15 protein-coding genes are annotated in these 23,737 nt (G+C 62.6%); 10 read left to right on the top strand and 5 right to left on the bottom strand.

The genetic code is table 11. The annotated features are described in order from the left end of the window. Window positions 1-177 precede the first annotated feature (177 nt). Window positions 178-2,667, bottom strand: coding sequence for a beta-galactosidase GalB (gene galB / locus IEW18_RS03800; RefSeq protein WP_188556499.1), 2,490 nt, complete (start codon window positions 2,665-2,667; stop codon window positions 178-180). Between the two features lie 80 nt (window positions 2,668-2,747). After that, the gene (locus IEW18_RS03795; RefSeq protein WP_188556498.1) at window positions 2,748-6,998 is read right to left on the bottom strand and encodes a two-component regulator propeller domain-containing protein; all 4,251 of its coding nucleotides are present in this window, start codon (window positions 6,996-6,998) and stop codon (window positions 2,748-2,750) included. Window positions 6,999-7,595: 597 nt separating this feature from the next. On the opposite strand from IEW18_RS03795, the gene IEW18_RS03790 reads away from it, so the two are divergent. The 6 genes from IEW18_RS03790 to IEW18_RS03765 all read left to right on the top strand — a co-directional run bounded on the left by IEW18_RS03790 (window position 7,596) and on the right by IEW18_RS03765 (window position 14,274). Beyond that, a complete protein-coding gene (locus tag IEW18_RS03790) occupies window positions 7,596-7,778 on the top strand; it encodes a peptidase associated/transthyretin-like domain-containing protein (protein WP_188556497.1) in 183 nt (60 codons plus the stop codon). Between the two features lie 348 nt (window positions 7,779-8,126). Next, window positions 8,127-9,938, top strand: coding sequence for a glycosyl hydrolase 53 family protein (locus IEW18_RS03785; protein ID WP_188556496.1), 1,812 nt, complete (start codon window positions 8,127-8,129; stop codon window positions 9,936-9,938). A gap of 425 nt (window positions 9,939-10,363) precedes the next feature. After that, window positions 10,364-11,545 carry a galactokinase gene (galK, locus tag IEW18_RS03780; RefSeq protein ID WP_188556495.1) on the top strand — a complete coding sequence of 394 codons (1,182 nt, stop codon included), beginning with the start codon at window positions 10,364-10,366 and terminating at the stop codon, window positions 11,543-11,545. Window positions 11,546-11,558: 13 nt separating this feature from the next. Beyond that, the gene (locus IEW18_RS03775; protein WP_188556494.1) at window positions 11,559-12,611 is read left to right on the top strand and encodes a UDP-glucose--hexose-1-phosphate uridylyltransferase; all 1,053 of its coding nucleotides are present in this window, start codon (window positions 11,559-11,561) and stop codon (window positions 12,609-12,611) included. A 286-nt stretch (window positions 12,612-12,897) separates the two neighbouring features. After that, window positions 12,898-13,974 (top strand): LacI family DNA-binding transcriptional regulator, encoded by a 1,077-nt coding sequence (locus IEW18_RS03770; RefSeq protein ID WP_188556493.1) that lies wholly within the window; start codon window positions 12,898-12,900, stop codon window positions 13,972-13,974. A 30-nt stretch (window positions 13,975-14,004) separates the two neighbouring features. Then, the gene (locus IEW18_RS03765; RefSeq protein ID WP_188556492.1) at window positions 14,005-14,274 is read left to right on the top strand and encodes a glycoside hydrolase family 97 C-terminal domain-containing protein; all 270 of its coding nucleotides are present in this window, start codon (window positions 14,005-14,007) and stop codon (window positions 14,272-14,274) included. A gap of 207 nt (window positions 14,275-14,481) precedes the next feature. On the opposite strand, the gene IEW18_RS03760 is transcribed toward IEW18_RS03765, so the two are convergent. The 3 genes from IEW18_RS03760 to IEW18_RS21615 all read right to left on the bottom strand — a co-directional run bounded on the left by IEW18_RS03760 (window position 14,482) and on the right by IEW18_RS21615 (window position 15,600). Then, a complete protein-coding gene (locus IEW18_RS03760) occupies window positions 14,482-14,979 on the bottom strand; it encodes a cupin domain-containing protein (protein WP_229728582.1) in 498 nt (165 codons plus the stop codon). A 49-nt stretch (window positions 14,980-15,028) separates the two neighbouring features. After that, window positions 15,029-15,259, bottom strand: coding sequence for a DapH/DapD/GlmU-related protein (locus tag IEW18_RS21620; RefSeq protein ID WP_229728581.1), 231 nt, complete (start codon window positions 15,257-15,259; stop codon window positions 15,029-15,031). Window positions 15,260-15,444: 185 nt separating this feature from the next. After that, window positions 15,445-15,600, bottom strand: a complete 156-nt coding sequence (locus tag IEW18_RS21615) for a hypothetical protein (protein WP_229728580.1) — start codon at window positions 15,598-15,600, stop codon at window positions 15,445-15,447. Between the two features lie 863 nt (window positions 15,601-16,463). On the opposite strand from IEW18_RS21615, the gene IEW18_RS03750 reads away from it, so the two are divergent. The 4 genes from IEW18_RS03750 to IEW18_RS03735 all read left to right on the top strand — a co-directional run. Next, the gene (locus tag IEW18_RS03750; RefSeq protein WP_188556490.1) at window positions 16,464-19,247 is read left to right on the top strand and encodes a substrate-binding domain-containing protein; all 2,784 of its coding nucleotides are present in this window, start codon (window positions 16,464-16,466) and stop codon (window positions 19,245-19,247) included. Between the two features lie 427 nt (window positions 19,248-19,674). Further along, window positions 19,675-21,012 carry a sugar porter family MFS transporter gene (locus tag IEW18_RS03745; RefSeq protein ID WP_188556489.1) on the top strand — a complete coding sequence of 446 codons (1,338 nt, stop codon included), beginning with the start codon at window positions 19,675-19,677 and terminating at the stop codon, window positions 21,010-21,012. Between the two features lie 134 nt (window positions 21,013-21,146). After that, entirely contained in the window at window positions 21,147-22,037 is an 891-nt protein-coding gene (locus IEW18_RS03740) for a carbohydrate kinase family protein (protein ID WP_188556488.1), read from the top strand. 186 nt (window positions 22,038-22,223) lie between these two features. Beyond that, the coding region (locus IEW18_RS03735) for a glycoside hydrolase family 32 protein (protein ID WP_188556487.1) at window positions 22,224-23,737 on the top strand (1,514 nt) is incomplete at its 3' end.

The raw sequence follows: 23,737 nt of genomic DNA, 5'->3' as shown, positions 1-23,737 counted from the left end.
CGTTCTGGTGGCCCGTTTGATACAATCCGGTTTCAGGGGTGAAGGCAGCGCCGTTTGGCTGAATTATGCGTCACGGCTTCTGGCCGGAGAGTACAGCCGGGGTTTCCTTTGAACACGTAGGGTAGCGGTTATGGCCACCGCACATTGCGGTGCCCTGTTCAGGGGTGATGAGCAAAGTTACCGGGTGGGACTGGGGGTAGCCTGCAGCCGGAGCGTGGCGCCCTGCAAGCCCTTGCCCGACGCCTTGAACTGCACTTGTCCGGCCTGGTCGGTGGCTTGCACCACGGCCACCAGCATGCCCTGGAAGGCTTTCATGCGCGGCTCGTGGAAGGGCTGCAAGTTCGTTGGGTCGCCGTTGGCCACGGCCCGGAAACGGCCGGCGCCGCCCACGCTAAACTGCAGCTGGGTAGTGGCTTCGGGGCAGAGGTTGCCCTGGGCATCTTCCACCCGGGCCGTGATGTAAGCCAAATCCTGCCCGTCGGCCGTGAGGCTGGTCCGGTCAGCCACGAGCTTGATGTGGTGGGGCTTGCCGGCAGTGCGCACCTCCTGCTCGGCCACGGCTTTGCCCTGGGCATCGTAGGCTACTACCTTAATGCTACCGGGCTGGTATTTCACCTCCGGCCACATCAGGCGGTAGCGGGTCTGGGGCTGATCGGAGGGACCTTTGGTTTGGCGGCCCTGGCTTTGGCCGTTCACGAATAGCTCGGCCGAGGGGTAGCTGGTGTAGCAAAACACGGGCGTAGTCTGGCCTTCGCGGCCGGGCCAGGTCCAGTGCGGCAGCAGGTGCAGGGTAGGGGCGGTGGCGTTCCAGCGGGCCCGATACAGGTAGAACCGGTCCTTGGGCAAGCCGGCCAGGTCCAATATGCCAAAGTAGGAGCTGTGCGAGGGCCAGCTTTCATCGTAGGGCCAGGGCTCCCCGAGGTAATCAAAACCGGTCCAGACGAACTCCCCCAGGGTATAAGGCAAGTCGTCTTGGGCGGCAAATTCCTCATCCGGGGTCTGCGACCAGTTGCTGGCTTCCAAGTCATAGGAAGAGGACTGGTTATCCGGGTACTGCTTGTCCTTGGCTTTCACCACCGGAAACTTATACACGCCGCGGCTGCTCACCGTGGAAGCCGTTTCGGAGCCCAAAATTAGGCCCTGGGGTAGTTTGGCCTGGGCTTCGGGGTAGCGGTGGGGCTTGTAGTTGAAGCCGGCCACGTCGAGTACCGCGGCAAAGTTGTTTTTCAGCGCGTCGTCGAACTTGTCCATGCCCAGGGTAACGGGGCGGGTAGGGTCCTCGCGGTGCACAATGTCCTGGAGGCGCCTGGCCAGCTTACCGCCGTCGGGCATGCCCTGGTCGGGCACCTCGTTGCCGATGCTCCACATAATCACGCTGGGGTGGTTCCGGTCGCGGTGCACCATGTTCACCAGGTCCTTTTCGGCCCACTGATCAAACAGGCGGCTGTAGCCGTTCTTGACCTTGGGCGTTTTCCACTCGTCAAACGATTCCACCATCAGCAGAAAGCCCATTTCGTCGCAGAGCTGGACTAGCTCCGGGGCGGGCATGTTGTGGGAAGTGCGGATGGCGTCGCACCCTAGGTCCTTGAGCAATACCAGCTGCCGGCGCAGGGCTGCCACATTGATGGCCGCGCCTAACGGGCCCAGGTCGTGGTGGTTGCAAACGCCCTTGAACTTGCGCGGCTGCCCGTTCAGCACGAAGCCCTTGCCGGCCTCAAAGCGAAAGGAGCGAATGCCAAAGCGTGTCTCGTAGGTATCCTTCAGCTGGTCGCCGGCATAGAGCTTAGACGAGGCCGCGTAAAGCACCGGGGTTTCCGGCGACCATACCTGCGGCTTCGGTACCACCAGGTTCTGCTCGAACTCCTGCCCGTCGGTGGCCGTGAGCGGGGTGCTCAGGGTAGCTACTACCTGCCCCTGGGCATCCCGAATTTCGGTATCGAGGCGCAGGGGCTGGTAGGCCTGACCCGGCGTTTCTACCGTGGTGCGCAGCTTCACTTTAGCGTAGTCGGCCGTGATGGTGGGGGTAGTCAGGTAGGTGCCCCAAACGGGAATATGCACGTCGTTGGTGACGATAAGATGCACGTTGCGGTAGAGGCCGGCGCCGGGGTACCAGCGCGAGGCTTCGGGCAGGTTTTGCAGGCGCACGGCCAGCACGTTGTTGCCCCCGGGCTGCAGGGCCTCGGTAATATCGACGGCAAAGGAGTTGTAGCCGTAGGGCCAGGCCCCCATTTCCCGCCCGTTCACAAATACATGAGCGTCGCTCATGGCCCCATCGAAGAGGAGCACGGCCCGCTTGCCAGCCCCGAAGCCCGGCACCTGCAGCTGCCGCCGGTACCAGCCCGTCCCGATGAAGGGCAAGCCGCCGGTGCGCCCGGCCTTGGTTTTGGCTTCCTTCTCGTTATTCTGCTCAATCTTAACCGTTTGCAGGTCGTTTTGGGGGCTGAACGGGCCGTAGATGGCCCAGTCGTGGGGTACGCTCACGGTCTGCCACTTCGCGTCCTTGAAATCCGGCTTGGCCGCGTCGGGCTGCTCGCCCTTGGCAAATTTCCAATCCGTGGTCAGCAGGTATTCCTGGCGGGTTTGCTGGGCCCAGGCAGGCAGCGAAGAAGTCAGCAACAGGCCCGTTACCAGGCCGGGCAGGGCATACCGCGTAAGTAAGTTGTTCATGGGTAAAAAAGGTAAAGTAGCCCGGGGGGCTTTGCGGAAAGGAATGGCAGGAAGGGGTGAGTGGCGCTGCTACCCCCGTATCAGGTGGGCAACTCGGCTACCGGCTCGCCGCCCCGGTGCAGCTTGGCGTACTCGGAGGGCGAGAGGTTGAACTGTTTTTGGAACATGGTGCGAAAGTGCTTCAGGTCGAGCATGCCCACCTGGTAGGCCACATCCGACACCCGCATGGGGGTAGCGGCCAGCAGCTGGGCGGCCCGCTTCAGGCGGATGTCGCGGATAAACTCTACCACCGAGAGGCCCGTGAGACTTTTGATGCGGCGGTAGAGAAAGGTCTGGCTCATGCCCAACTCCCGAATCAGGGCCTGCACGTTGAACTCGGGCTCCATGAGGTTGTTTTCCACCACTTGCATGGCCTTTTCCAGAAACAGCTTATCGGCCTCAGGAATAACGATTTCGGTGGGCTCGAGCAGCACCTGGCGCTGGTAGAACTCGCGCACCCGGGCGCGGTTGCGCAGGATGGCCGCCACCGTGGCCCGCAGCACCTTGGGGTCGAAGGGCTTGCTGACGTAGTCGTCGGCGCCGGTTTCCATGCCCTCCAGCACGTGCACGGCGGCCGTGCGGGCCGTGAGCAGTACCACCGGGATGTGCAAGGTTTTGGGGTGCTGCTTAATCAGTTGACACAGCTCCAGGCCGTTGCGGCGGGGCATCATAATGTCGCTGAGCACCAGGTCGGGTAGGCGGTTCTGGGTTAGCTCCCAGCCTTCCACCCCGTCGGCGACGGCCGTTACCTCGTAGTCGGCCGCGAATAGCTGGCCCAGGTACTGGCGCAGGTCGTCGTTGTCTTCCACAATGAGCAGGTGGCGGGACGCGGCCGGCAGTTCGGTGCTGGTCTCCTCTACTTCTTCGCTGAACTCGGCAGGAAGGTGGTATGCGGGTAGCGCCGGCCGCTGGGGCTCGGCAGCCGCGGCCACCACGTCGGCGTCGGGCAGGTGGGCGCGGCCGAAGGGCAGGCGAATGGTGAAGGCAGTGCCCTGGTTTACCACGCTGGTCACGTGAATCTCGCCGTGGTGGCGCTCCACAAACTGCTTGACGAGGGAGAGGCCAATGCCGGTGCCCAGCATGCGCAAGGTGTCCGTCTGGGCCGCCTGGTAGTAGGCGTCGAAAATGTGGTGCAGCTCGGTGGGCGTCATCCCGCTGCCGCTGTCGGCTACCTGCAGCTGCAAGTAGTTATCCACCAGGCCGTCGGGCCCGAAGTGGGCTTCCTGCTCGGGCTGGCCAACCACGGTGGCGGCCAGCGTGACGTTGCCGCCTGCGGGGGTGTACTTAAAGGCGTTGGCTACCAGGTTGGTAAGAACGATTTCCAGCTTGCTGGGGTCGAAGTACAGGGGCACGGGAGCGGGCGGGGCCAGCAGGGAGTACGTGAGCTGCCGCTCCTCGGCCTTGTGCCTGAAAATCAGGAATACTTCGGTCAGGAAGGCAACGGCGTCGGCGCGGCAGGCGCGCAGGGGCACCTGGCCGGCTTCCACCTTGCGGAAATCCAGCAGCTGATTCACCAGCTCCAGCAGCTTGTGGGCCTGCTTGTGCAGGAGCAGGATGTTGCCTTTCTGGCTGGCAAAGCGGCTGGCGGCCGTCAGCAGCTCCTCCACCGGCCCCAGCATTAGGGTCAGCGGGGTGCGCAGCTCGTGCGAGACGTTGGTGAAGAAGCTCAGTTTTAGGTCGGTCAGCTCCTTTTCCTTTTCCACCCGAAACTGCTCCAGGGCCAGCTTGCTTTTCAGCCTCTGCTGGGCCATTTCTACGCGGCGGTACAGCAGAATGCCGGAGGCTGCTACCACCGCGTAGAGCACGTAGGCCCACCAGCTACGCCACCAGGGCGGCAACACGCGGAAGTGCAGGGTGGCCGGCACGCGCGACCATTTGCCGTCCCCGTTGCTGGCTTTCACGCGGAATGTGTAGCTGCCCGCGGGCAGGTTGGCGAAGCTGGCCGTGCGCTGACCCGGAGTGGCCCTAACCCAATCGGGGTTGTAGCCTACCAGCTGGTAGGCGTACTGGTGCTTTTGGGGAGTGGCGTAGTTTAGCCCCACGAACTCCACGGAGAAGTCGTTTTCCGCCGCCCGAATGGTAATGGTTTGCGGGTGGGTTAGGGCTTTGGTGAGCAGCACGCGCCCGTTTACTTCCTGGCCCACGGCCACCGGCTTGTTCACCAGGCGCAGGCCAGTAATGCGAACTACGGGAGGGTAGGGGTTGGCCTGAATGTCCTGGGGGCGGAAGTAGTTGAGGCCGTTGATGCCGCCGAAAAACAGGGTGCCGTCCTGGGCCCGGGTGGCCGCGCCTACTTTAAAAGAGTTGCTTTGCAGCCCGTCGGCCACGTCGTAGCGCAGGTACTGGCGGGTGCGCGGGTTGAGGCGGTAGAGGCCCGTGCCCCCAATCCAGAGGTTGTCGAACTCATCAAGCAAGATGCTTTCCACGTCCGATTCGGGTAGCCACTGGCGGCAGCGCTCCACCGTTTCCCTACCCTGGGCGTCGCGCACAAGCCGGTGCAGGCCCCCGCCCAACGTACCAATCCAGAGCGTGCCCTGCCGGTCCTGAAGCAAGGGCCACACGTAGTTGACGCTCAGGCTGCGCGGGTTGCCGGCCTCGTAGGAGAAACGGCGCAGCAGCACCAACGAATCGGCCGTCACTTGCAGCTTCAGCAACCCCACGTTGCGGGTACTAACCCACAGCACGCTCTGGCGAGCATCGTAGAGCAGGTAAGTGCACTGATCGGTGGGTAGGCCCCGGCCGAGGCGGTAGGTGCTCAGCAGGCGGCCGTCGGCGCCGAGGCGGTGCAGGCCGGTATTGATGGTAGCCACCCACATCGTGCCAAAACGGTCCTGGACCATGCTTTCCACGCTGGGCGTGACCTGGTCGGGTTGGGGAGTCAGGGCCGAGAGAGGGGCCAGCAGGGGCTGGCCAGCGTGGCGACGCAGGGTGTACAGGCCGCGGTTGCGGGTGCCCAGCCACAGGGTGCCGGCCTGGTCCTGCACCACGGCGGCCACTTCCACGCCCTTGTCCTCGGCTGAGTTGGGGCCACTAAGGTAGTTGCGGTAGGTTTTGCGGGTCAAGTCGTAGGCACTCACGCCGTTGCGGGTGCCAATCCAGAGCAGGTTGCGGGCTTCTTCTTTATAGATGGTGTTGATGTAGTTGTTGGGCAGCGTGGGCTCCGGGCCCACCTGTTGCTGCAGGTGGCCAAAGGGCTTCTGGCGCAAATCCACCTTGTTGAGGCCGCCGGCCGGGGCCGCCAGCCACAGCACCTGGTTCCGGTCCTCGAAAATCTGGTGCAGGCGCTCGGACTGCAGGCTGGTCGCGTCGCCGCGAATGGGCAAAAACAGGTTGCGCTTGGCCGCCTGCACCGGCAGCCGGGCGCCCTGGGTGGTAGCGGCCGGCCACTGATAGAGGCCGTAGTCGGTGCCTACCCACAGCTGCCCGAAGGTATCTAAATGAATAGCGTGAATGTCGCGGGTAGGCTGGGGAAGAGGGTGCGCTGCCAGTGCCCGAAGAGCCAAGCGGTTGGCCCTCTCTACCCAGAATACCTGCTGATTGGTCCCAATCCACAGGTCGCCGCGGCGGTCCAGGTGCAGGCCCCGCACGGTGGCAAAGGGCAGGGGTGCGCGGGCCGCTGTTAGCTGGGCCGGCAGGGTTTTTCCAACGTGGAGCTCCCGCAAGCCGGCCCCGAGCGTACCAAACCAGATTTGCCCTTCCCGGGAGGCAGCCAAGCTCAGCACGGGGTAAGTGGTAGCGCCGCTTTCGGCCAGGGCCACGGCCCGCAGGCTGGTTACGTGGGCCTGGGCATCCACTTCCAGCACGAACAGGCCGTCGTGCTCAGTGCCTACCCACAGCCGGCCCTGGGCGTCGGAGGTTAGGGCAATGACGTCGGCTTGGGCCAGGCGGCGGGCCAGGGCGGCGTAGGCAGCAGGGGCCTTTGTGTCGTGCAGGCTGCGGAACCGGTCGTGGTTGGCGTCGTACCAGCTCAGGCCCGCGTTTTCGGCCCCAGCCCAGAGGCGCCCGCCCCGGCCCACGTGCAGGGCATGAATGCGGCTGCCCGCAATGCCGTTGGAGGGGTTCACCGGCAGGGTGTAGGCCTTCAGGGTGTAGCCGTCGTAGCGGTTGATGCCGCGGTTGGTGCCAATCCAAAGAAAGCCCTCCTGATCCTGGGTTACGGCTTCGGCGTCGGAGTGCAGCAGCCCGTCGTCCACGGTCAGGTGCTCGAAGCGCAGCCGGCCGGGCACGCTCTGCGCCCAGCCGGCTGCTACCGTCCCAAGAATCAATAAAATACAAAAAACGAAATACTTCATTCGTTGTAGTAAGGGAGCAGACTCTCTATCAAGTGTAGGAATCGAAGATAAGACATAAGCGCAGGCAGTGGTAGCAGAAGCCCGGGCGAAACAGTAGCCGCATTGTGAGCCTCAGTAAAGCAGCTGGGTCTACAAGTAAGGAGGGGTAATAAGTTATTAGTCAATAAATTAAACTTGAATTGTGCTAAGGCTGCGCGTTTAGGAAAAAGCAAAATTCGTTTAAAAGCCCCGAAATAATACTGGCTCACACTGGAATACCCCCGCTTTTAAGTTGAAATCCCCCTGTCTTTGGGTAGGCCGAAAGGTCATATTTGTTTCCGTCGCCTAGCTGCTAAGTGCGGTCAGCTTGGCTTCTCATAGGGCGCTTGAATTAGTACAATCAGGCGCCGAACCTGCCCTGCAAGCCTACCCTTGCCTGACTCTGATTTCCAGGCCCGCGCCGCTGCCATCCAGAACGCCCGGAATCGTTTTCGGGTCCGCCGGTAGTCACCCGGCCACTGGCCTTTTCGGGCCTCTGATCCTTCCTGCCTTCCCGTCCACTGCTAACGCCTCAGGGCCTATGAAAACTATCTACCCCGGAAAAAGTACCTGGTGTACGTGCTCCTCTTTCCCCTTGCGGTGGGGCAAAGCTACGCCCAGCCCACAACCACCATCACCGGCCGGGTAACCGACGAAACCGGATCGGGTATTCCTGGCGTCACGGTTCTGCTGAAAGGCTCCGCAACGGGCACGGCTACCAGACCCGACGGCTCGTGCTCGGTGCAGCCGCGTAGGAGGTAACAGCCAAAGTGGGTACTCTGACCCGACGGTTGATATGTGCCCTGCAGAAAAACAGCACGTCCTGCTGAACTGGTCGAAGCATCTCTACCGCTGGCTAACCAGTAGCCCTGCGTCAGCACAACGAAACAGTAGAGATGCTTCCTGTCGTCAGCATGACAATACTCCTGCCCCCCAAACCAGAGCGTTATGCTTCGGCAAGCGCAGCATAACGCTCTGGTTTGGGGGGCAGCTGTTCGCCTACCCTAATACCCTGGTTCACGTGATTATTACCCCTGGTTACTCCAGAGAAGCTACTTTCGAAGCCGCTTTGGGGTAGCAACGTGGCCTACTACCCAAATCCCACCACCCATGAAAACATCATTTCTCCTGACCGGTGCCCGCCGACTGCTGCTCGCGGGGACAGCCTGGTGCGCTACGCTGCTATTTTCCGCTTCGGCCACGGCCCAAACCTTCGCCAAAGGCGCCGACACTGGCTGGCTGCAGCAGATGGAAGCCAACAACTACCTGTTTTACAACTACCAAGGCGTGCGGCAGGACTGCTTTCAGATTCTGAAGGACAAGGGCATCAACTCCATCCGCTTCCGGGTGTGGGTGAACCCCTCCATGGTTGATTGGGTAAATGGGCACTGCAGCCCCTCGGAAGTGGTGACCATGGCCACGCGGGCCAAAAACCTGGGCTTCCGCATCATGATTGACTTTCACTACAGCGACTCTTGGGCCGACCCGGGCCAGCAAACCAAGCCCGCCGCCTGGGCTAACCACTCCTTCTCGCAGCTGCAGCAGGACGTGTACGACCACACCTACAGCGTGATGAACGCCCTGAAAGCCAACGGGGTAACACCGGAATGGGTGCAGGTAGGCAATGAGATACCCAACGGTATGCTCTGGCCCGAGGGCAGCACCTCCAACTTCGCCCAGCTCACCCAGCTCCTTAACAAGGGCTACGACGCGGTGAAGGCCGTGAGTGCCACGTCCAAGGTGGTGGTTCATCTGGACAAGGGCAACGACAATGCCCGCTTCCGCTCCTTTTTCGACCGCCTCACGTCCAACGGCGGCAAGTACGACGTGATTGGCATGTCGTACTACCCCTACTGGCTTAACCAGGATTACACCACCTCCATCAGCAGCCTGCAGTTCAACCTTCAGGACATGGCCAGCCGCTACGGTAAGCAGGTGGTGGTAGCAGAAGTGGGTGGCGACTGCGCCGCGGCACCCCAGAACGTGTACGACATGCTGGTGGCCGTGCAGAACGCGGTGGCGGGCGTCCCGAACGGCAAAGGCCTGGGTGTATTCTACTGGGAGCCCGAGAGCTACCGCAGCTTCAGCGGCTACCAGCTCAGCGCCTGGGGCAACGATGGCAAGCCCTCCTCGGCCCTGAATGCTTTTCTGGTAACGCCCACTGCGCCTGCGCCTACGCCCCCGAGCACTAACCTGCTGGCCAATCCTGGCTTCGAGGCCAACGGGGCCGGCACCCAAACGCCCACCAGCTGGACGAGTTGGGCCAACACCACAACCAACTACGCCGCCGACAAAACCGAAACCGGCGGCCAGGCCAGCACTTACCGCCTCACCCACTGGCTTAGCGCCGCCTATCAGGTAAGCACCTACCAGCTGAAAACCGGCCTGACCAACGGCACCTACACCCTCAAGGCCTGGGTGCAGAACGGGGGCGGCCAGAAAGCCTGCCAGCTCTACGCCAAGAACTTCGGGGGCACCGAGAAAAACCTGGCCCTCCCCGTCTCGACCACCTGGGCCCAGATTCAGATTACCGGCATTCAGGTAACGAACGGGCAGTGCGAAATCGGTTTGTGGTCGGATGCCAACGCCGGCAACTACTGCAGCCTCGACAACGTGGAGCTGACGCTAAACACCAGCTCGACCCTGCGCAGCACTACGTTGTCTGCGTCGGACCCGGAGGCCCCGGCTACCCACCTGTACCCCAACCCCGTAACCGACGAGCTTACCCTAACCCTGCCGGCCGGCTCCGCGGCTACCACCGTGCGCATTTACTCCCTTACAGGAAAGCCCATGCTGACGCAGACGCTCCGCGGCGTGGCCCGCAGCCAGCGCCTGAACGTAGCGGGCCTAGCCGCCGGCCTCTACCACGTTCAGCTGGAAGGCGGTGGCCGAACGGAATCTTACAAGTTCGTGAAGCGCTAAGGCGAGGCTTGATTCAGCCCCTAACGGCAACAGACCTGTGCTCCCCAACGGGCACGGGGCCGTTGCCGTTAGGGGCTGCTTTACTATGGTTCCGGCGCCCTCATTAGGTCGGGCCCCAACCGCCGGGAGACGGGGGGAAGTAGCCAGTAAATCAAACCAGATAAGAGAGGTAGAAATGAGGGTCAGGGTAGGGGAGGGGAAAGCAAACGCTTGGACTGGTACCGAGGCTTCTGCCCAGGAAATCAGGCGCTAAACTGATATGCCCCCGCAAATAGCCCAGAATACCCCCGTGGCTGGCTGGGCAAGGATTCTAGTATTGCAGGGCGCTGGCGGCCCTAAATGGTCTGCCGTCGTCCGGGCCTCTCAAGGGGCTCTTGTGCCGAGCTGGCCTCGGCATTTTGCGACCTACTTTCTGTTTTCCCACCATGTCCCTAGCTACTTCCGTTGCTACTGCTTTTGCCGAGCGTTTCGGCACCACCCCTGCCCTGCTGGTGCGGGCCCCCGGCCGCGTTAACCTGATTGGGGAGCACACCGACTACAACGGCGGCTTTGTGCTACCCGCCGCTATTGACAAGGAAATATTTTTTGCCGTAGCCCCAAATGAGTTGGGCCTCATTCGCCTGTTTTCCTACGACAAGCAGGAGCAGCACGAAGTGGCCCTCCGCGAAGCGCCCCTGCAGCCCGGCCCCCTTGCCTGGGCCAACTACCTGCTCGGCGTGACGGCCCAGTTACAGCAGCGCGGTCTGGCGGTAGGCGGCTTCGACTGCGTGTTCGGCGGCACCATCCCGATGGGGGCGGGCCTGTCGTCCTCGGCGGCCGTGGAGTGCGGGTTGGCCCTAGCCCTGAACGAGTTGTTTAACTTTGGCCTCAACCGGCTGACCCTGGCTCAGGTGGCCCAGAAAGCGGAGCACGAGTTTGCCGGGGTGCGTTGCGGGCTCATGGACCAGTTTGCCTCCCTGCTCAGCCAAGCCGGGCAGGTCGTGCGCCTGGACTGCCGCTCCCTGGAGTACGAGTATTTTCCTTTCGATACCCAGGCTGCCCAAGTGGTGCTCTGCAACTCCGGTGTTAAGCACAACCTGGCCGACTCGGAGTACAACCTGCGCCGCCAGCAGTGCGAGCAAGGCGTAGCCGTGCTGCACCGTTACTACCCCCACGTCCAGAGCCTGCGCGGTGCCACCCTGCAACAGGTGGAGGCCCACCGGGCCCAGCTCGGCGACCTAGTGTACCGCCGCTGCCGCTATGTCATCGAAGAAAACGAGCGGGTGCTAACCGCTTGCGCCGAGCTGAACGCCGGCAACTTGCCCGCCTTCGGCCAGCAGCTGTACGCCTCCCACGCCGGCCTGCGCGACGACTACGAGGTGAGCTGCCCCGAACTGGATACGCTGGTGGAGTTGGCCCGGGTCGTGCCGGGCGTGTACGGGGCCCGCATGATGGGCGGCGGCTTTGGCGGCTGCACCATTAACCTAGTAGCCCCCGGACAGGTCGAGGCATTTCAGGCTACCATGGCCGCTGGGTTCGAAGCCCGCTACGGCCGACCCCTGGAAATGTACCAAGCCTCCATTGTGGCGGGCGTAAGCGCGCTACCCCAGCTTACGGCGGCTTATTAATCCCCTGGCTTCTATGTCCGCTCTCGACCTCGCCCAGCATCCGCACCGCCGCTTCAACCCGCTTACCGGCGAGTGGCTGCTCGTGTCGCCGCACCGCTCCCAGCGCCCCTGGCAGGGCCAGCAGGAAGCGCCCGACCGCTCCCAGCGCCCGGCCTACGACCCCACCTGCTACCTCTGCGCCGGCAACACCCGCGCCAACGGGGCCGTCAACCCAGCCTACACCGGCACCTTCGCGTTCGACAACGACTTTGCCGCCCTCACCCCCGACGCGCCGGCCGGCACCGTGGAAATGGGGGGGCTGCTGCGGGCCGAGGCGGAGTCGGGCGTGGGCCGGGTCATCTGCTTCTCCCCGCGCCACGACCTGACGTTGCCGGAAATGAGTACGCCCGACATCCGCCGGGTCGTGGACGTGTGGGCCGAGGAGTTTGCGAGCCTGGGCGCCCGGCCCGACATCAACTACGTGCAGATTTTCGAGAACAAGGGCGCCGTGATGGGCTGCTCGAACCCGCACCCGCACGGGCAGGTCTGGGCCCAGCGCACCGTGCCCGGCGACCCGGCCAAGGAAACGGTACAGCAGCAGGCCTACTTCCAGCAGCACGGCCGCAGCCTGCTGGCAGACTACCTCGAGCTAGAGCTCAACGAGCAGGTACGCATCGTCTTGGAAAACGAGCACTTCGTGGTGCTGGTCCCCTTCTGGGCGGCCTGGCCCTTCGAGACGCTGGTGCTGCCGCGCCGGGTGGTGCAGGACGTGACCCAGCTCACGGACGCGGAGCGCGACCGTTTCGCGGACGTGATCCGCCGCCTCACCATCCGCTACGACAACCTGTTCCAGACGTCCTTTCCCTACTCGGCCGGCTTGCACCAGCGCCCCACCGACGGGCAGCAGCACCCGGAGTGGCACCTGCATATGCACTTCTTTCCGCCCCTGCTGCGCTCGGCCACGGTGCGCAAGTTCATGGTCGGCTACGAGCTGCTGGCCAATCCCCAGCGCGACATCACCCCCGAGTACGCCGCCCAGCGCCTGCGCGAGCTGCCCGAGGTGCATTATAAGCAAACCACCGCCTAGTTGTCAGTATTTGCAGTTTGCGGTTCGGGCTAAAAGCCCAGCTGTATTTGGGCGGATTCTTATGGGCTTTGCCCTCATGCTCATGGTGGGCGTGAATCTGGCCAGTTTAATTATTACTCCCTAAGCCCAGCACATCACTACGCGCCTATTCCAGGGTAGCCCCAAACTCCGCTGCTGCTTGTGCTTGCCCTGCTGCTGCTGCTTTCAGCCCTGTACGTCAAGTTCTGCTGGCTCCAGCGGCCGGCGTCGGGCAGCTGCCGCTGGCCTTCCCATTTTCCTTATTGCCATGGTAACGCTCAAAGACCTCGCCCAGCAGCTGAACCTATCCGTAGCTACGGTTTCCCGCGCCTTGGCCGGGCGCCCCGTGCTGCACCCGGCCACCATGCAGCGCGTACAGGCCCTGGCCGCGGAGCTGGGTTACCGCCCCAACGCCTCGGCGGTGGGTTTGCGCAAGGGACAGAGTAAGCTGCTGGGCGTTATCGTTCCTCACCTCGACCACGCGTTTTTTACACGCGTGCTGGCGGGCATTGAAAGCGCAGCCGGACAAGCTGGCTACCGAATCATGCTGTGTCAGTCGAACGACGAGGCCAAGCAGGAGCAGCAGTGCCTGCGCCGCCTACTGAGCGCCAGCGCCGATGGGGTTCTGGTGATGACGGCCCGCCGGCACGAGAGCCCAACCCCGGTGGTGGCGCGGGCGCGCCACGTGCCCATGGTGCTCATCAGCGCCCAGGCGCCAGCGGGCTTCGCTGGTCCCGTCGTCAGCAGCTACGACCAGGCCGGGGCTCACCACGCTACCCGTCACCTGCTCAAGCAAGGCTACCGCCGCATTGCCCACGTAGCCGGCCCACCCACCGATGCATTTTTTTGTGAGCGCCGCCTGGGGTACGAGGCGGCCCTGCGGGAGCACGGCCTGGAGGTGGACCCGCAGTTGATAGTTACCGGGGAGGCCAGCGTGGACGGCGGCGCCCAGGCAGCGCACCAGTTACTAGCCCGGACCAGCCGCCCAGATGCCCTGTTCGCCGCCAGCGACCTACTGGCCGCAGGGGCAATGCAGGCCTTGAAAAGCCAGGGCTTGCGCATACCGCTGGACATAGGGCTGGTTGGCTTCGGCAGCGAATTGCTTTCCCAGTTCACGGAACCCGCGCTAACCACCATCGACCAGCACGGGGCGGCCCTGGGGCACCGCGCTACCCGCCTGTTGCTGCAACTGCGTGCGGGCAGGAGCCAGCCCGAGGCTGCCCTGCCCGCTACCTGCCAGCCGAGCCTGCTCGTTCGCCCTTCGTCCGCGCCCCGGGCTGCGGTTGTGCTGCCCCTTGATGCCCAGGCCACTGCTAGCCTAGGGCTGTGGAATTTAACGGCGTAGCTACCTCACTGGGGCTGCCAACAACGGCTTGTGGCCCGCCGGCCAAGGAGGCACGACTTTGAGCTGGACTTGTCGGTGCTGTTTCAGTCGGGCATTCAGTACTACGTAGAGACGCCCGCGGGCATGGCGGCCCAGCCAACTTACGTGCAGGAGTCTCTGCGTCAACTGTCCCCACGCTGGGCCGATGTGCGCCTGTTTGATGGGTTTCCGGGGCAGTACGCCGTGTTGGCCCGCCAGGCACCGGATAAACGCTGGTACGTAGCCAGTATTAACGGCACGGACCAGCCCAAAACATTGTAACTAGACCTTCTGCCACTGGTAGGTACGCCTGGCGGCCGATAGGCAAGGATGCGCCAGGCTGTTTTCTGAAAAAGCTGTTGAGGTAAGTGGGTAGCCAGAGCCCAGGTTATACGTAATTTCGCTTACCGTCCAGTTGGGGCGGGCAAGCAGCTTGGCCTGCGTCATCGGCCGCTCATTGCTGTGGGCAGTGGAGGCCACGGCTACTTCTTATTTATAGCTGGTGTATTCCTGTTCAGTCACGGACCGGCCCCAATTCACAATGCTCTTTTCGGTGTTGACGTTCAGGGCAATGTGGGTCATGGCCTGCTGGGGCGAGGCCCCGTGCCAGTGCTCCACGCCGGGCTGGGCCTTCACCACCTCGCCTTTGCGGAGCAGCCGGATGGGCTGGCCTTTCTCCTGGTAGTACCCCAAACCCTCGGTGACCATCAGAATCTGCCTGGCGGGGTGGGAGTGCCAGTTGGAACGCGCGCCGGGAGCAAAGCTGACATGGCTGCTCACGCAGGTAAAGGCGGGGTCGTTCTGCACCAGGGTATACACGTGCACCTCGCCAGTAAAGGTGGCGGCGGGCCCCCGTTCCCCTTTCGGAAAGAGGGAGCCAGATGCGGGGGCTGGTTTGGCGGCTGGTGCTTTTGGGGCCGTTTGGGCGAAGCTGGCCAAACCAATTCCCACGGTCAGCGTGGCGGTAAGCAGTGCAGGGCGTAGCACACAAGTCAGGTTAAAGGGGATACGAGGGGTAGTAAAGCAGGCCCCAACCTTACAGGTGCTGAACCACCCGGGCCGGCACGCCCGCCACAATGCTATTGGCGGGCACATCTTTGGTCACCACGGCGCCAGCGCCCACAATGGCGTTTTCCCCGATGGTCACGCCCGGCATCACCGTTACGTTGGCGCCAATCCAGGCCCCGCGCTTCAGGATGATGGGTCGGGAAATGGTGCTGCGCCGCTGCCCCGGCTCGGTGGGGTGGGTGGGGGTAATAAGATTCACCTTCGGGCCAACTAACACGTTGCGTCTAGGGTGATGCCGCCACGGTCCATAAAGGTGCAGGTGTGGTTTACGAACACGTTCTTCCCAATTTGGATGTTGTGGCCAAAATCGGTGTAGAAGGGTGGAATCATGAAAAATGTCTCGTCTATGGGCTTGTTAATCAGCTGGCTAAACACGCGGTTCACCTACTCATTGTCATCCACAAGCATGGCGTTCAACTCCGAGGTAAGGTGAATAGCCCGGCGGATAATGGCGTAAATCTGGGGGTAGTCCGGGTCGTCGAGGGAAATGACCTCACCGGCCAGCTCCCGCTCAAAAATGGTTCGGGCGTGGAGTTCCATAGGGTTGTTGGTTAACCAAGCAGTAGGCCGGCAACGAGTGGGCCGGTGAAAACTTACATCCGTTTTATAGGCCCGGACGCCTGCCCGAACGGCGGGCCCGGCTCCGTTTTAAGCCACTTGACCACGCAGGGCCACCGTGCACGAAGCTCCAAGGCGGCCTGGTATTCCTGCCTCGTACGTACGGCCCATCAGATGGGCGATGATAGCGGCTGCAAAGTTCAGCTGAAGCGCCCCGAGGCCACTATTGGGCGCGGTGGCCCTCCCGCACAAACGGCACTGCGGTTCCTCACCTCGCATACTGGCCATTCTCGCCTTCGGCTTGGCTGTGTACCACTCGCAAGAATTGCTACCTGCTCCACAACCGGCAAAGGTTGGCCCAGGCCCGAAAACAGCCGTCATAAGAATGAAAGCTGCCAACGTTCATTCCAAAGTACACCCTGACAAAGCCAACTAAACGCCCCCGGGCGGCCGCTCGTCATGTGGATGTGAGGAAGGCAGCTTACGGCACTGAATCTGTAAGCGGACTAATATGCGTATGTTAGGAACCCACTGCCCCTACCATGCCTCGCCACCCTCGCAAACCCCCACCAGTAGTAGACGCTTCAACTCTTGGCTGGCTGCTGCTGGGCCTAGGCGCGTTGCTGCTCAGCGGCTTGATTTGGCGTTTTGGCTGGTAGTTATCGGCAGTAAAACCGCAGCAAGGCAAGGGCGCTTGTGCGCTGTGTTGGCGGGTGACTACAATGCTAAGTAACTGGTGAAAGCCCGAGAAACTGAGTAGGGGTAGGCGGTCAGCAAGTGTTGAGGAAATTATTGAACTTTAGCCTGCTGAGCCGCTATCTACAAGCGCAGCAGCTGTGTTCCTCATGCGTACTTTCTCCCAGGCGGGGCCTTTGCTTGCGCGTTTTGTCGTTTTCCTCAGCCTGGTGCTGGGAAGCGTAGCCTGCGCCCGAAAAGCGGCGCCGCCCCGGTACGTCATCGGGTTTTCGCAGTGCACTAACGGCGACGCCTGGCGGCAGGCCATGCTGGCGGGCATGAAAAAGGAGCTGAGCTTCTACCCCGAGGTTGATTTTCGCCTGAAGGATGCCAAGTACAACAGCGCCCTGCAGGAGCAGCAAATCAAGGAGTTGCTTGCGGAAGGCATTGACCTGCTGATTGTTTCGGCCAACGAAACCGAGCCGGTAACCCCCATTGTGGAGGAAGTCTACAACCGGGGTATCCCGGTGGTCATCCTCGACCGGCGGACTACCTCCAAGCTGTACACGGCCTTTGTGGGCGGCAACAACGTGGAGGTGGGCCACACGGCGGGCAACTACGCGGCCAGCTTACTGGGCAAGCAAGGGCAGGTGCTGGAAGTGCTGGGTGCCCCGGGCTCCTCGCCGGCCACCGACCGCCACCAGGGCTTTACCCGGGCCCTGGCCGCCTACCCCGGCCTGCAGCTCGTGGCCCAGGTGAACAGCAACTGGGAGCGTCCTTCGGTACTGGAGCGGCTGCCCGCCGTGCTGCGCGCCCACCCCGGAGTCGACCTTATTTTCGCCCACAACGACCGGCTGGCTCTGGGTGCCTATCAGGTGTGCAAACAGCTCGGGCTGGAGCAGCGGGTGAAAATTGTGGGCGTAGATGGGCTACCCGGTCCGCGCGGTGGCATTGAGCTGGTGCAGGACGGCATAATCAAGGCAACCCTGCTGTACTCGCCCGGTGGGGAAGAGGCTATTCGCACGGCCCTGCGCATTTTGCGCCGGGAGCCTTTCAACAAGGAAAACATCCTCAGCACCATGGTCATCGACTCGACCAACGTGCTGACGATGAAGCTGCAGACCGAAAAACTGGCGAGTCAGCAGCAGGACATCCAGCGCCAGCAGCAGCTCTTGCAGCAGCAGCGCGCTACCTATGCCGGCCAGCAGACGGTGCTCTACGTGCTGGCTGCGGCCTTGCTGGGGGCGGCCCTGCTGGGGCTGCTGGTGTGGCGGGCGTTCCGGGCCAACCGCCGCATCAATCGGCAGCTGGAGGAGCAAAACCAGGAAATACTGTCCCAGCGCAACCAGATTCAGGAGTTTGCCGAGCGGGCCCGCATCGAAACCGAAGCCAAGTTGCGCTTCTTCACCAACTTCTCCCACGAGCTGCGCACCCCGCTGACCCTGATTCTGGGGCCGGTGGAGGAAATGCTCACCAGTGGCCCCGCCCTACCCCCGGCTCAGCGCCACGACCTGGGCCTGATCCGGCGCAACGCCCAGCGCCTGCTGCAGCTCGTGAACCAGCTCATGGATTTCCGCAAGATTGACGTAGGCAAGATGCCGGTGCGAGCCACCGAGGGCAACCTGGTGGCCTTCGTGCGCGAAATCATGGACGTGTTTGAGCGGCCCGCCCGCCAGCGCGGCATCAGCCTCCGCTTTCTGCCTGCCGAGCCTACCGTGCTGGTGTGGTTTGATAGCAACATTCTGGACAAGGTACTTTTCAACCTGCTCAGCAACGCCCTTAAATTTACGCCCGACCGGGGCCAGATTACGGTTAGCCTCCAGCCGCTGCCCGCCGAGCGTATGGTGCAGGTGAGCGTGGAGGACACCGGCGCGGGCATCTCGGAGGCCGACAAAACGCACATTTTCGAGTGGTTTTACCAGGGGCAGCAGTCCGCGGCCCGGGGCTCCGGTATGGGGCTGGCCCTGGCCCTGGGCCTCACCCGGTTGCACCAGGGCCAGCTCACGTTCAGCAGCCAGCCGGGCCAGGGCAGCACCTTCGTCGTGACCTTGCCGCTGGAGCTACCGGCCGCGTTGCGCTCCGGAACCAGCCCCGCCTTACTACCCGCCGCGTTTGTTCTCGACGAAGATTTTGCTGCCCCAGCTTCGGCCACCGATGCGGAGGTAGGGCTGGCGCAGGCTAATGGCAGCGAAGCCCTGGTGCTGGTGATTGAGGACAACCCCGAGGTCAATGCCTTCCTGACCCAGAAGCTGCGGCCCCATTTTCAGGTTAGCACCGCCACCGACGGGGCCACTGGCCTGCGCCTGGCCGCCGAAACCATTCCCGACCTGATTGTCTGCGACGTGATGCTGCCCGCGCTCAGCGGCCTGGAGGTGGTAGCCCAGCTTAAGGCCGACTGGCGTACTTCCCACATTCCGGTGGTGCTGCTCACGGCCCGCAACGCCCCGGAGCAGCAAGTAGAAGGCGTACAGGCCGGCGCCGACCTCTACCTCACCAAGCCCTTCAACCCGACTTTTCTGCTCGAAAGCCTGCGCACCCTGCTCAGTAACCGCGAAAAACAGCGCGAGCATTTCCGCCGGGAGCTGTCGGTGAACACGGCCACGGTGGCCCCGCAGCGCGTGGATCAGAAGTTCCTGGCCAACCTCACGGCCATCGTGGAAGCCAACCTCAGCCGCTCCGAGCTGAGCGTGGAAGACGTGGCCCGCAGCCTGGGCATTTCGCGGGTGCAGCTCTACCGCAAGGTAAAAGCCGTGCTCGGCACCGGCGTCACCGATTTCATCCAGGGCATCCGCCTGACCAAGGCCCGCCAGCTCCTGCTCAACGACGAGCAGACCATTGCCGAAGTAGCCTACCAGCTGGGCTTCTCCTCGCCGTCCTACTTCTCCACGTCCTTTAAGGCCCGCTACCAGGTCTCGCCCTCCGAGTTCCGGGCCATGCACACCCCGGCGGGGTAGCGTCTCGCTTGGTGGGCTGCATCAGGTAGCGCCGGGTTTGTTCTGTTGGCTAAAGCCCACTCGGTACGTTCATCTCCTGGCCAGCTTGCTAGCTGCCTGCCATAGCAGGTATCAAATTCTAAAGTCGGGTATCAGGAATGATAACGGGTAGAAATATTGTAGTAATGAATCGTGAGTAATAAATTGACAATCAGTGATATAAAATTAATAAAGTGCTTGATCTAAATGTAAAAGACATTGAATGAATTGAGCAAGCGTAGGCTACCCTCTTGAGGGATATTTGAGGAAATGCTCGGCGCTGCAAGCGCGGGCCGTTTGGTAGGTACCGTCGTCCTTCTGCCCCGCGTTGTAGCTGCACGACGAAGGACGGAAGTTGACGGCGGTACTTCAAAACCTGCTTCCCGATTCACTCCTTGAATTCTCTGTCGTGAAAAACAGCAACGTTTTCTTCTGGTCCCTGGTGGTAGCGCTGGGCGGCTTCCTATTCGGCTTCGATACGGCCGTTATTTCCGGGGCCGAGAAGGCCATCCAGCAGGTGTGGAGCCTGAACCCCGTGGAGCACGGCTTCACCATTTCCATTGCCCTGATTGGCACCGTGTTCGGGGCTATTTTCGGCGGTATTCCGTCGGATAAGCTGGGGCGGCGCCAAACCCTGATCTGGATTGCGGTGCTCTACTTCGTGTCGGCGCTGGGCGCGGCCCTGACCAACAGCTGGGTGGCCTTCATGGTGTTCCGGTTTCTGGGCGGGCTGGGGGTAGGCGCTTCGTCGGTGACGGCGCCGCTCTACATTTCGGAGGTGTCGCCGCCGGAGTCGCGGGGGCGCATGGTGAGCATGTTCCAGTTCAACATCGTGCTGGGCATTCTGGTGGCCTACCTGTCTAACTACCTGCTCACGGGGGTAGGGAGTGAAGACTGGCGCTGGATGCTGGGCGTGCAGGTGCTGCCGGCGGCCGTGTTCTTCCTGCTCCTGTTCCGGGTGCCAGAAAGTCCGCGCTGGCTGCTTGGGCGGGGTAGGGTAGAGGAAGGGCGCCAAGTATTGCAGCTCATCAACCCCGCTCAGGCCGACCAGGACGTGGCCAGCATCCTGACCACCAACGCCGCCGATGAGGCCCTGGGAGGCGGCCACTCCCTCTTTGCGCGCCAGTACCGTGGCCCGGTGATGTTGGCCGTGCTGTTTGCCGTGTTCAACCAGGTGTCGGGCATCAACGCCATTATCTACTTCGCCCCGCGCATTTTCGAAATGACCGGCCTGGGTAAGGGCTCGGCCCTGCTGTCCTCGGCCGGACTGGGGTTGGTGAACTTCGCCTTCACGCTGCTGGCCCGCCAGTTCATCGACCGGTTCGGGCGCCGCAAGCTCATGCTTATTGGCTCCTATGGGCTGATTGTAACGCTGGGGCTGGTGGCCTGGGCCTTCTACCGCCAGGATTTCAGCGCCCTGGGCGGCATGCTGGTGCCGGTGCTGCTGTTCGTGTACATTGCTTTTTTCGCCTTCTCACAGGGGGCCGTTATCTGGGTGTTCATCTCCGAAATCTTCCCCAACACGGTGCGCGCCAAAGGCCAGGCCCTGGGCTCCTCCACGCACTGGGTTATGGCGGCCCTCATTGCCTTCACTTTCCCGTATTTCGCCGAAAAGCTAGGCGGCGGCAACACTTTCGCCTTCTTCTGCGCCATGATGGTGCTGCAGCTGCTGTTCGTGTGGCGCCTGATGCCCGAAACCAAGGGCACCAGTCTGGAGCAGCTCGAAAAGACGCTGGTATTGCATTGATATAGAGCTTAGAAGTGAGAGCTAAGACCTAAGCCATGTTGTTCAGCACTACCTCATCGGCTCAATCTTCTGCCAGCTCGATCTTCGGCTCCTACTTTTTTCCCAAGAATCTAAGCTCTAAGTTCTAACCTCTCATGTCTAATACAATCGTCTGCTTTGGTGAAGTGCTCTGGGACGTGCTGCCGGCGGGTAAGCAGCCGGGCGGCGCGCCCTTCAACGTGGCCGTGCACCTGCACCAGCTGGGCCTGCCCGCTGCCCTGATCAGCCGCGTCGGCGACGACGAGCTGGGCACGGAGCTGCTCGACTTTATTGCCTCAAAGGGGCTTGGCACCGAGCTGGTGCAGCGCGGCAAAACCCACCTGACGGGGGTAGTAAAAGCCAACGTCGACGACGCCCAGGAGGTCACCTACAAGATTGTGCAGCCCGTGGCCTGGGACTACATCCAGTACAATACGGGCCTGGAGCAGCTGGTAGCGCAGGCCGAACTGTTCGTGTTTGGCTCCCTGGCCGCCCGCCAGGCCGGCACCCGCGAAACCCTGTACCGCCTGCTGGAACACGCCCGGTTCAAGGTTTTTGACGTAAACCTGCGCCCCCCGCACTACTCCAAAGAAGGCATCCGGTACCTGCTCGAGAAAGCCAACCTGGTCAAGATGAACCACCACGAACTGGTCGAAATCATGGCGTGGTTCGGGCAGGAAACCGAGCGTGCCGCCGCCATGCAGTGGCTGGCCGAGCGGTTCGAGCTGCAAGCCGTGTGCGTGACCTGCGGCGCCGACGGGGCCCTGCTCTGGACCGGCGACCAGCTCTACCGCGCCCCCGGCATTCCCGTCGAGGTAAAGGACACCATCGGCAGCGGCGACGCCTTCCTGGCCGCCCTGCTCAAAGGCTGGCTGGCCGGCACCGAGCCCGGGGAGGCCCTGCGCTTCGCCTGCGCCACCGGGGCCCTGGTAGCCACCCACCAGGGCGCTACCCCCGCCTTTACCGAACGCGACGTGGCGGAACTGCTGGCCGCGCAGCCGGTGTGAAAATCAGTGGATTGTTGCCACTCATAACAACGTTTTAGGCTAAGTGTCATGCTGAGTGGAGTCGAAGCATCTCTACCGCTTCGCTATAATGCTATATGATTAGCCAGAGGTAGAGATGCTTCGATTACGCCTCCGGCTGCGCTCAGCATGACATTTCTGTGCTATCTGACTTCTCTTCCCACCCCTATGAAAAAGACCTTTCTCTTGGCGCTTTCCCTGGCCAGCCTCACCGCCCTGGGCCAAACCCAGCCGGCCGCGCTCCTGCCGCCCGCCACCCCGCAGTACCGTCCGGCCTACCATTTCAGTCCGGCCCGGATGTGGATGAACGACCCCAACGGCTTAGTGTACTACCAGGGCACCTACCACCTGTTTTTCCAGCACTACCCCGATGCCATGGTGTGGGGGCCCATGCACTGGGGCCACGCCACCAGCAAAGACCTGGTTACCTGGCAGGAGCAGCCCATTGCCCTCTACCCCGATAAGCTGGGCTGGATTTTCTCGGGCAGCGCCGTCATCGACGAGAACAACACGGCCGGTTTCGGCAAGAATGCCATGGTGGCCATTTTTACCCACCACAACGACCCCGAGGAGAAGAAAAAAACCAACCGGCACCAGTACCAGAGCCTGGCCTACAGCCTCGACGAGGGCAAGACCTGGACCAAGTACGAAGGCAACCCCGTGCTCCCCAACCCCGGCATCCAGGACTTCCGCGACCCGAAAGTGAGCTGGAACACGGTGGCCAAAAAGTGGGTAATGACTCTGGCCACCAAGGACCGCATCACGTTCTATGCCTCGCCCAACCTCAAGCAGTGGACCAAGCTCAGCGAGTTCGGCGAGAAGGTGGGCGCCCACGGCGGGGTGTGGGAGTGCCCCGACTTGTTTCCGCTGACGCTGAACGGGAAAACCCACTGGGTACTGCTGGTGAGCATCAACCCCGGCGGGCCCAACGGCGGCTCGGCTACCCAGTACTTCGTGGGCCAGTTTGATGGCAAAACCTTCACGCCTACCACCACCACCCAGAAGTGGGTGGACTGGGGCAAGGACGACTACGCCGGCGTAACCTGGGCGGGCACCGGCGCCCGCAAGCTGTTCCTGGGCTGGATGAGCAACTGGGAGTACGCCAACCAGGTGCCCACCTCGCCCTGGCGCAACGCCATGACCGTTCCGCGCGACCTGGCTTTGCGGCAAGTCGGCCCGGAAATCTACCTGACGTCTCAGCCCGCCAAGGAGGTAGCCGCCGCCCTGCAGGCTCCCCAAACCCTACGGAACCTGACGGTAAAATCGGAGCTGAGCCTGGCCGGTCAACTCCCGGCCCCCGGCCCGCAGTTCCAGCTCAAGCTCAGCACCCGGCAGCTCCAGGACATGGCCGTGGTCTTAGCGAATGCGGGCGGGGAGGAACTGGTTATCGGCTACGACAAGCAGGCCAACCAGTACTACATCGACCGCACCAAGGCGGGCCTGAGTAACTTCGGTGTCACCTTCGCCGGCCGCCACCCGGCCCCGCGCCTGGCCACTGGCCCCGCCGCCGACCTGACCCTGCTCTTCGACGCGGCTTCCGTGGAGCTGTTCGCCGACGGCGGCCTGACGACCATGACGGAAATCTTCTTCCCCCAGCAGCCCTTCACCCAGCTCAAGCTGCGCTCCACCGCCGGCCTGACCGTGGACGCACTGACGTATGCCAAGATAGGCGCGATGATGAA

The organism is Hymenobacter glacieicola (assembly GCF_014640315.1).
Lineage (GTDB): Bacteria > Bacteroidota > Bacteroidia > Cytophagales > Hymenobacteraceae > Hymenobacter > Hymenobacter glacieicola.
The sequence above is the reverse complement of the archived record's forward strand: the minus strand, read 5'-3'. Positions and strand labels throughout refer to the sequence as shown.

Bases quoted from the DNA above. Each gene is read 5' to 3' on its own strand.
- galB (WP_188556499.1), bottom strand. From the start codon at position 2,667: ATGAACAACTTACTTACGCGGTATGCCCTGCCCGGCCTGGTAACGGGC.
- IEW18_RS03795 (WP_188556498.1), bottom strand. From the start codon at position 6,998: ATGAAGTATTTCGTTTTTTGTATTTTATTGATTCTTGGGACGGTAGCA.
- IEW18_RS03785 (WP_188556496.1), top strand. From the start codon at position 8,127: ATGAAAACATCATTTCTCCTGACCGGTGCCCGCCGACTGCTGCTCGCG.
- galK (WP_188556495.1), top strand. From the start codon at position 10,364: ATGTCCCTAGCTACTTCCGTTGCTACTGCTTTTGCCGAGCGTTTCGGC.
- IEW18_RS03775 (WP_188556494.1), top strand. From the start codon at position 11,559: ATGTCCGCTCTCGACCTCGCCCAGCATCCGCACCGCCGCTTCAACCCG.
- IEW18_RS03770 (WP_188556493.1), top strand. From the start codon at position 12,898: ATGGTAACGCTCAAAGACCTCGCCCAGCAGCTGAACCTATCCGTAGCT.
- IEW18_RS21615 (WP_229728580.1), bottom strand. From the start codon at position 15,600: ATGGAACTCCACGCCCGAACCATTTTTGAGCGGGAGCTGGCCGGTGAG.
- IEW18_RS03750 (WP_188556490.1), top strand. From the start codon at position 16,464: ATGCGTACTTTCTCCCAGGCGGGGCCTTTGCTTGCGCGTTTTGTCGTT.
- IEW18_RS03740 (WP_188556488.1), top strand. From the start codon at position 21,147: ATGTCTAATACAATCGTCTGCTTTGGTGAAGTGCTCTGGGACGTGCTG.